Origin of the sequence: Actinomyces bowdenii, from assembly GCF_017592395.1 — a bacterium.
Taxonomy (GTDB): domain Bacteria; phylum Actinomycetota; class Actinomycetes; order Actinomycetales; family Actinomycetaceae; genus Actinomyces; species Actinomyces bowdenii.
In genome coordinates, this window is record NZ_JAGFOU010000027.1 from 40,910 (window position 1) to 48,519 (window position 7,610).

The window sequence follows — 7,610 nt, forward strand, 5'->3', positions numbered from 1 at the left end:
GCGCCGGGCGGGGGCGTGGCGGTGGTGCTGGTCTGTGCGGTCAAGGCTCAGGCCTCCTGGGTGGTCTCGGGGGCGCTCATGCGCACGAGGACATCGCCTGCGGTCACCGTGCGTCCGGCGCCCACGGGGATCTCGGCGATCGTCCCGTCATGGGGGGCGTGGACGTAGTTCTCCATCTTCATGGACTCCAGCACCACCAGCAGGTCTCCCTGGGCCACCCGGGCCCCGGGCTCGGTGCAGATGCGGGTGACGATGGCCTGCATGGGGGCGGCGATGACGCCGGGCTCGCCGCCGGCCTCCCCTCCGGAGGCCCCGGCGCCGGCGGCGCCCGTCCGCGCGCTGCGGGCCGGCCCCCCGCCGCTGCGGCCCCGCAGGGGCTGGGTGCGCCGGGAGCGGGCCGCGAAGTCGTGCCCGTAGTGGGCGGGGGCGAGGATGCCGTCGGGCAGGGTCAGCTGCATGCGCCGCCCGTTGAGCTCGATGACGTAGCTGGAGCGGGTGCGCGGGGAGGGGTCGGGGATCGCGGCGTCCTCGCCGCTCTGGTCGCCCTGGGCGTCCTGCCCCGCGGCGGAGGCGAGCTCGGGGAGGACCTCGTTCTCGATCCACCGGGTGGTCACCGCCAGCGCTCCGGCCTCATCGCTGCGGGTGAAGGCCTCCTGGGTCAGGACGTGGGCGTGCAGGCCGGTGCACACGGTCACGCCCTCGACCACGGTCTCGGCCAGGGCCCGGCGGGCCCTGGCCAGGGCCTGGTCCCGGGTGGCGCCGGTGACCACGATCTTGGCCAGCATGGGGTCGAACATGGGGGTGACGACGTCGCCCTCGGTCACACCGGACTCGATGCGGATGCCCGGGCCCGCGGGCCAGCGCAGGCGCGAGATGACCCCGGTGGAGGGCGCCAGGTGGCGGGCGGGGTCCTCGCAGGTGATGCGCAGCTCGACCGAGTGCCCCCGGACCTGGCCGATGCCGCCCAGGCGGCCGCCGTCGGCCAGGCGCAGCTGGATCTCGACCAGGTCGGTGCCGGTGACCTCCTCGGAGACGCAGTGCTCGACCTGCAGGCGCGGGTTGACCTCGAGGAACCACAGATCGCCCTCGGGGGTCAGGAGGAACTCGCAGGTGGCCACGCCGACGTAGTCCACGGTCTCCAGCAGGCGCCGCGAGGCCTCGACGAGGCGCTCGTGGAGGCCCTCGGGCAGGAAGGGGGCGGGGGCCTCCTCCAGCAGCTTCTGGTTGCGGCGCTGGAGGGTGCAGTCGCGGGTGGAGACCACGGCGAAGCCGCCATGGGCGTCGCGGGCGCACTGGGTCTCGACGTGGCGGGCGGCGGTGACGAAGCGCTCGAGGATGAGCGTGGAGCTGCCCGCGGCCGCCGAGGCCAGGGCCGGGGTGGCCGCCGCCTCCTCATCGGAATACAGCACGGTGATGCCGCGCCCGCCCCCGCCGTCGGTGCGCTTGAGGGCCACGGGGTAGCCGTGGCGCGCCGCGAAGGCGGTGATGGTGGAGGTCCGGGTGACCGAGTCGGTGATGCCGGGAACCGGGTCGACGCCGGCGGCCTGGGCCGTGCGCCGTGCGCTCATCTTGTCCCCCAGGGCCTCCATGGCCGCGGGTGAGGGCCCCACCCAGGTGATGCCGGCATCGATGACGGACTGGGCGAAGGCCGGGTCCTCGGCCAGGAAGCCGTAGCCGGGGTGGATGGCATCGGCACCGGTGGCCCGCGCCAGCGCCAGGATCGCCTGGGCATCGGTGTAGGAGGAGCCCTCGGGCAGGGCGTGGGCCTCGTCGGCCAGCTCCGCGGCGGGGCTCATGAGGTCCTCCGGAGTGTAGGGGAGGATCGAGGTCGCCCCGAGGTCGCGGACTGTGCGCACGACGCGCAGTGCGATCTCACCGCGGTTGGCGATGAGGATGCGGGAGAGGGTCACCGAGTGTCTCCTTGCTGTGGTGCCTGGATCGGGCGGCGCGGTCCGCGGGGGCTGCGTGGAGGATTCCTCCGAAATCCCGTGGGCCGCCTGCTGGGGCCGTAGCGGCCGTGGTGCTGTCCTTGAGCGTGCGGCCCGGCCGTCAGTCCCGACTGGGTGCCGGGAGGGCGGGCGCCGCCAGGAATGAGGCTACGGGTTCGCGGTCCGCAACAGATTTGTGGAAACCTCACAAAGACCGGGGGTGACATTGGCGTAACATGCCAGAGCCCAGCAACGCCGGTGCATAGACCAGGCTTGGGAAAGGCGGTCAGCACCCCTTCATCGGCCTTGAGGTTTCCCACAAGCACAGGGGTGGCATCGCACCGCGGGCCCCAATCGCCCCGGAGGCATCATCGACCACAGGGGCACCAGCGAGTGCGGCCCGGCGCGCTCGCCCGACCGGGCGGCGCTCGGGCCGGGCTCAGTGCGCGTGGGCCCGGGCCAGGGCCCGCAGCTCCTCGATGGCGGCCAGGGCGTCCTGGGCGCCGTAGACCGCCGAGCCCGCGACGAAGACCTCGGCGCCGGCCTGGGCGGCGCGCTCGATGGTGCCGGCCGAGACGCCTCCGTCGACCTGGATGCGCAGCTCCAGCCCGCGCCGACCCACCAGTCGCCGGGCGCGCTCGATCTTGGGCAGCATGGACTCGATGAAGGCCTGGCCGCCGAAGCCCGGCTCGACGGTCATGATGAGCAGCAGGTCGAACTCCCCCAGCACGTCCTCCACGGCCTCCAGGGGCGTGGAGGGGCGCAGGGCCAGGCCCGCCCCCGCGCCCAGGCGGTGCAGCTCGCGCGCCAGGCGCACCGGGGCGACCAGGGCCTCGCTGTGGGCGGTGACGATCCGGCAGCCGGCCTCGGCGTAGGCCGGCCCCCAGCGGTCGGGGTCCTCGATCATGAGGTGGGCGTCCACGGGCAGCGGCGTGTGGGCCACCACCGCCTCGACCACCGGCAGGCCCCAGGAGAGGTTGGGGACGAAGTGGTTGTCCATGACATCGACGTGCACGCCATCGGCTCCCTCGATGCGCGCCAGCTCATCGGCCAGGTGGGCGATGTCGCAGTTGAGGATGGAGGGGTGGATGGCCGGCGCGGTCCTCGCGCAGGCGGCTGTCGGGGCGGTGGTCATGGGGGCTCCTGTCCGGTAGCGGGCGGTCCGGCGCTCAGGCTCGGCGCATGGGCCCATTGTCCCGTGCCCGCCCCCCGGTGTCCCGCATCGCCCCGCCGCCCCCCGCCACGCGGCCGTCCACGGCCCTCCCGGCCGCAGCGGCTCAGCCCGGGCTGGAGGCGACCCGCAGCAGGGCGCAGAACATGGCGTCGGTGCCGTCGAGATGGGGCCACAGCTGCAGCATCTCCCGCCCGGCGCCGGCCGGGGGGCGCGGGGCGATGCGGGTGGCGGCGTCGCCGGCGTGCAGCACCTCCACCGCCATCCCCTCGCGCTCCTGGCGGCGCAGGACGTCGCGCACGACGAGCTCGGTCTCCAGGGCGTGCGGCGAGCAGGTGACATAGGCGACCACTCCCCCGCGGCGCACCGCCCTGAGCGCACTGGTGAGCAGCTCTCGCTGCAGCTGCGCCAGCTCGGTGACGTCGCCGCGGGTGCGCCGCCAGCGCGACTCGGGCCGGCGGCGCAGGGAGCCCAGCCCCGAGCAGGGGGCGTCGACCAGCACCCGGTCGTAGCGGCCCGGCTCCTGCTCGCCGTAGAGGCGCCCATCGCCCTGGCGGACCTCCACCGCCCCGGGCGGCAGGGCGCGCACGGCCGAGCGCACCAGGTCGGCGCGGTGGGAGGAGATCTCGTTGGCCACCAGGCGGGCGCCGCGCTGGACCGCTAGGGCGCCCAGGAGCGCCGCCTTGCCCCCCGGTCCCGCGCACAGGTCCAGCCAGCGCTCATCGCGGCCCTGAAGGGGGCACTGCGCCGCCATGAGGGCCACCAGCTGGCTGCCCTCGTCCTCCACCGCCGCGCGCGAGTCCCGAACCGCCCGGATCCGGCCGGGGTCCCCCCCGCCCAGGACGACGGCGCAGGGGCTGACCGCCCCGATGGCGGGCTCCTGCCCGGTGACCAGGCGCGCCTCCTTGGCCAGCCGCTCCGGCGCGATGAGCCCGGGGCGGGCGCACAGGACCACCTCGGGGTCGGCGTTGTCGGCCGCCAGCAGCGCGGCCAGCTCCTCGGCGGGCCGGCCATGGGCCACCAGCGCCTGGCGCAGATCCCTGGCCACCCACAGCGGGTGTGACTCGACCTGCGCCAGCGCGGTGATCCCATCGGGGGCCTGCTCGCGCAGGACGGCGAGCCACTGCCCCGGGTCCTTGGCGCTGATGCGGCGCAGCACCGCATTGACCAGGCCCGCCGCCCCGTGGCCCGCCGACCTGCGGGCCAGGTCCACCGTGGCGCTCACCGCCGCGTGGCCGGGCACCCGCATCCCCAGCAGCTGGTGGGCCCCCAGCCGCAGCAGATCGAGCACGACGTCGTCGAGCCGGTCCAGCGGGCGGTCCAGGCACAGGGAGATGATGGCGTCGTAGCGCCCCCGGAGCCTGAGGGTCCCGTAGGTCAGGGCCGTGGCCAGGGCCGCGTCCCTGCTGTCCAGGCCGGCGGCGTCCAGGGCAGGGGGCAGGGCGAGGTTGGCGAAGGCGCCGTCGCGCCCGACCCTGGTGAGCACCTCCAGGGCCACCTGGCGGGCATCCGCACCGGTGCGGCGCGGCCCGCGCCGCCGGTGCCCGTCCTGATGGCGGTCGCGCGGCTCCTGACCGCCCTGGGCGCGGTGGCCGGCGGAGTCGGAGGAGCCCCTGCGCCCCTCCCTCCCCGTGCCCCGGCCCGCCGAGCCGCGCTCGCGGCCCTGGCCGCGGCGCTGGATTCCGGCATGGCCGCGCTGCTGGCCCTTGCCGTGGGAGCGGCCTGCTGGGCGCCGGGGGCCTCCCGCGGGTCCCGGGGCCATCAGCGGGCCCCCGCCGCATCGGCGCCCAGCAGCGCTCCCGCGCCGAGTCTCGCCCCACGGGCCCAGGCCGCGGCATCCATCCAGCTCCTGCCCGCGGGCGCCACCCGCCCCAGGCGCACCGCGCAGCCCCCGGTGCCCACGAGCACCTCGTGCTTGGCGGCCCTGACCTGCCCCGGGAGCAGGTCGGTGACCTCGGGGACGAGGTCCACCGGGCCCAGGCGCAGGCGCTTGGCCCCCAAAGAGGTGTGGGCGCCGGGGGCGGGGGTGACCCCGCGGATGCGCCGCTCGATGCTCTGGGCGGGATCGGCCCAGCGGATCTCGCCGTCGGCTGAGGACAGCACGGGGGCCAGGGTGGCCAGCGCCTCGTCCTGGGGCTCGGGGGCGGCGGCGTGCCCGGCGATGTCCTCCAGGGCCCTGAGCACCAGGGGCGCACCGCGGTGCGCCAGGCGCTCCAGCAGGTCCCCGCTGGTGTCGCGCGGCCCGATGGTCTCGGTCAGCCGTCCCAGGACCGGCCCGGTGTCCAGGCCCTCCTCGAGCTGGAAGACGCAGGCCCCGGTGATCTCATCCCCGCCGATGATGGCCCGCTGGACCGGGGCGGCGCCGCGCCAGGCGGGCAGGAGGGAGAAGTGGAGGTTGAGCCAGCCGTGCTCGGGCACCGCCAGCAGCCCGGGGGGCACGATCCTGCCGTAGGCCACGACGACGGCGGCATCGGCCTCCAGGGAGCGGATCCACTCCTGGGCGGAGGGGTCCTTGAGGGTGGCCGGTGTGCGCACCTCCAGGCCCGCCTCGCGGGCCAGGCGGGCCACCGGCGAGGGGGTCAGGGCGCGCCCCCTGCCCTTGCGGGCATCGGCCCGGGTCAGGACGCCGACCACCTCGTGGTCGGACTCCAGGAGGGCTGAGAGGGTGGGCAGGGCGGCTTCGGGGGTTCCGGCGAACAGGACGCGCATGGGCTCCAGTCTACGGGCGGCGCGGATGCGGCCGAGGGGCGGCCCGGGCGCCGCGCGCCTTGTCGGATACCTACAACTCGGCGACCGCCCCCGGACTGCGCCGCACTCGGCGGGGCAGCCGGCGCCGCCGGGCCGGCAGCGGACGGGAGCGGCCCATCTAGGACCAAGGTCCGGACTGGCCGCCGACCACGATGAGTTCCCCCAAACTCACGATCACCTGGGGCTTCTCAAGTGCGCACCGACCTGGTACGCTCGTACCAGTTCCCCGGTACGGGCGTACCAGAACGCTCGTGCCGAGCGATGCGCACACCGGATCACTGACCTAGGACACGACGATGTGTCGGAAAGGGAGACATGGGTTTCTCCGTGGATTCCGAGATCGGAAGGCTCAAGCGGGTCATCGTTCACCGGCCCGGCCGGGAGATGCTCCGGCTCACTCCCCAGAACAAGGACGAGCTGCTCTTCGACGACATCCTGTGGTTGGAGCGGGCCCAGGAGGAGCACGACCGCTTCACCGCCCTCCTGCGCGAGCGCGGCGCCGAGGTGCTCTACCTCCAGGAGCTGCTGGTCCAGACCCTGGAGGTCGATGAGGCCAGGGCCTACATCCTGGACCGTGTCATCAACGAGAACACCTGCGGCCCCGTGGCGGGCCGGCACCTCAGGGCCCTGGCCGAGTCCATGGCGGCCGCCGAGCTGGCCGAGATGCTCATCGCCGGCATCACCAGGACTGAGATGCTCGAGCACGGGCCGTGCGGGGACTCCCTGCCCCTGGCGGCCATGGACCACGACGACCTGGTCATCACCCCGCTGCCCAACCACCTGTTCACCCGGGACACCTCCTGCTGGATCCAGGGCGGGGTGTCGATCAACTCCATGAGGATGCCGGCCCGCCAGCGCGAGACCGTCAACTACGAGGCGATCTACCGCTGGCACCCGATGTTCGCCCAGGGCGGCTTCCCGGTGTGGTCCGAGGGCACGGCCGCGGGGCCGGCGACGGTCGAGGGCGGTGACGTCGAGGTCATCGGCAATGGCGCCCTACTCGTCGGCGTCTCGGAGCGCACCACCGCCCAGGGCATCGAGCGCCTGGCCACGCGCCTGTTCGCCGATGGCTCCATCAACCGGATCATCGCCGTGGAGATGCAGAAGACCCGCGCCCAGATGCACCTGGACACCGTGCTCACCATGGTCGACACCGGGCGGTTCATCGCCTACGGCGGCCTGGGGATGCTCCCCACGATCACCCTGCGCCCCGGGGAGGACGGCAGCGCCGTGACCGTCTCGCGCAACGAGGCCCAGAGCATGCACAGGGTCATCGCCCAGGCGCTGGGCCTGGACGACATCGAGGTGCTCATCACCCCGCAGGACTCCCGGGCGGCGGCGCGCGAGCAGTGGGACGACGGCTGCAACACCCTGGCGGTCGCCCCGGGAATTATCATGACCTACGAGCGCAATGTGCGCTCCAACGACTTCCTGTCCGACAACGGCATCGAGGTCCTGCCCGTGCCGGGCTCTGAGCTGGGGCGCGGCCGCGGCGGCCCCCACTGCATGAGCTGCCCGGTGCTGCGCGACCCCGTCGAGGCATGACCGCAACGCCTGCGGCATCGATCTCATCGACCTACGTCAGTCCATCAATCCCGACACCTACCGAAGGAGTTTCTGTGTCTCATTCGCTTCATGGCCGTAGTTTTCTTAAGGAGTTGGATTTCTCTGCTCAGGAGTGGGGTGGTCTGCTTGAGCTGGCGGCTGAGTTGAAGGCTGCGAAGAAGGAGGGGCGTGAGGTTCGTCGTTTGGAGGGGAAGAAC

General features: G+C 74.0%; 5 protein-coding genes and 1 pseudogene. 2 read left to right on the forward strand and 4 right to left on the reverse strand.

What is annotated here, in order from left to right; translation table 11 throughout:
- Nucleotides 1-47: 47 nt before the first annotated feature.
- The 4 genes from J5X07_RS11040 to fmt form a co-directional block, all read right to left on the reverse strand.
- Complete coding sequence (locus J5X07_RS11040; RefSeq protein WP_208479841.1) at nt 48-1,910, reverse strand: ATP-binding protein; 1,863 nt, start codon at nt 1,908-1,910, stop codon at nt 48-50.
- 457 nt (nt 1,911-2,367) lie between these two features.
- Nucleotides 2,368-3,063 carry a ribulose-phosphate 3-epimerase gene (gene rpe, locus J5X07_RS11045; RefSeq protein ID WP_124934338.1) on the reverse strand — a complete coding sequence of 232 codons (696 nt, stop codon included), beginning with the start codon at nt 3,061-3,063 and terminating at the stop codon, nt 2,368-2,370.
- Between the two features lie 142 nt (nt 3,064-3,205).
- Nucleotides 3,206-4,597 carry an RsmB/NOP family class I SAM-dependent RNA methyltransferase gene (locus tag J5X07_RS11050; protein WP_424924133.1) on the reverse strand — a complete coding sequence of 464 codons (1,392 nt, stop codon included), beginning with the start codon at nt 4,595-4,597 and terminating at the stop codon, nt 3,206-3,208.
- Between the two features lie 263 nt (nt 4,598-4,860).
- Entirely contained in the window at nt 4,861-5,808 is a 948-nt protein-coding gene (gene fmt, locus J5X07_RS11055) for a methionyl-tRNA formyltransferase (protein ID WP_208479843.1), read from the reverse strand.
- Nucleotides 5,809-6,162: 354 nt separating this feature from the next.
- Here fmt and J5X07_RS11060 point away from each other — a divergent pair, with 354 nt between their 5' ends.
- Nucleotides 6,163-7,392: an arginine deiminase gene (locus J5X07_RS11060; RefSeq protein WP_208479844.1), complete on the forward strand. Its 1,230-nt coding sequence runs from the start codon at nt 6,163-6,165 to the stop codon at nt 7,390-7,392.
- 74 nt (nt 7,393-7,466) lie between these two features.
- A pseudogene (locus J5X07_RS13115) lies at nt 7,467-7,610 on the forward strand (ornithine carbamoyltransferase); the annotation flags it as partial.

What these genes read in the sequence shown, in the direction of transcription:
- J5X07_RS11060 (WP_208479844.1), top strand. Translation starts at nt 6,163, where the DNA reads ATGGGTTTCTCCGTGGATTCCGAGATCGGAAGGCTCAAGCGGGTCATC.
- fmt (WP_208479843.1), bottom strand. Translation starts at nt 5,808, where the DNA reads ATGCGCGTCCTGTTCGCCGGAACCCCCGAAGCCGCCCTGCCCACCCTC.
- rpe (WP_124934338.1), bottom strand. Translation starts at nt 3,063, where the DNA reads ATGACCACCGCCCCGACAGCCGCCTGCGCGAGGACCGCGCCGGCCATC.